This window comes from Vibrio mexicanus (assembly GCF_001012815.1).
GTDB lineage: Bacteria > Pseudomonadota > Gammaproteobacteria > Enterobacterales > Vibrionaceae > Vibrio > Vibrio mexicanus.
Window position 1 is genome coordinate 1 of the sequence record NZ_JYJP01000024.1, and the last position, 1,167, is coordinate 1,167.

1 protein-coding gene is annotated in these 1,167 nt (G+C 47.8%); it reads right to left on the bottom strand.

Going from position 1 to position 1,167, the window contains the following annotated elements; translation table 11 throughout:
* On the bottom strand, positions 1-1,167 hold a 1,167-nt coding region (gene tuf / locus UA76_RS04350), incomplete at both ends, for an elongation factor Tu (RefSeq protein WP_047043460.1).

Here is a 1,167-nt window from a genome sequence, read left to right on the forward strand (position 1 = left end):
CAACAACACCAGCACCTACTGTACGGCCACCTTCACGGATAGCGAAACGTAGACCTTCGTCCATTGCGATTGGAGCGATTAGTTCAACAGTCATTTGAACGTTGTCGCCTGGCATTACCATCTCTACGCCTTCTGGAAGCTGGATGTCACCAGTTACGTCCGTTGTACGGAAGTAGAACTGTGGACGGTAGCCCTTGAAGAATGGAGTGTGACGGCCGCCTTCGTCTTTAGAAAGTACGTATACTTCTGACTCAAACTTAGTGTGTGGGTTGATTGACTTAGGAGCTGCTAGTACTTGACCACGCTCTACTTCGTCACGCTTAGTACCACGTAGAAGTGCACCAACGTTCTCACCCGCACGACCTTCGTCTAGAAGCTTACGGAACATTTCAACACCAGTACAAGTCGTTACTGTAGTATCTTTGATACCAACGATTTCTACTTCGTCACCTACTGTTAGGATACCACGCTCGATACGACCAGTTACAACTGTACCACGACCTTGGATTGAGAATACGTCTTCAATCGGTAGTAGGAACGGTTGGTCTACTGCACGCTCTGGCTCTGGGATGTAAGAATCTAGTGCTTCTGCAAGCTCAACGATCTTGTCTTCCCACTGCTTCTCGCCATTTAGTGCGCCAAGAGCTGAACCTTGGATTACTGGTAGGTCATCACCTGGGAATTCGTACTCAGAAAGAAGTTCACGAACTTCCATTTCTACTAGCTCTAGAAGCTCTTCATCATCTACCATGTCACACTTGTTCATGAATACGATGATGTAAGGGATACCAACCTGACGGCCTAGTAGGATGTGCTCACGAGTTTGAGGCATTGGGCCATCTGTCGCAGCAACAACTAGGATACCACCGTCCATCTGTGCAGCACCTGTGATCATGTTCTTAACATAATCCGCGTGTCCTGGACAGTCTACGTGTGCGTAGTGACGAGTTGGAGTGTCGTACTCAACGTGAGACGTTGCGATTGTGATACCGCGCTCACGCTCTTCTGGAGCGTTATCGATAGATGCGAAGTCTTTCGCTTCACCGCCGTATACTTTAGCTAAAGTAGTACAGATTGCAGCAGTTAGAGTTGTTTTACCGTGGTCAACGTGGCCGATAGTACCAACGTTTACGTGCGGTTTCGTACGTTCAAATTTTTCTTTAGACA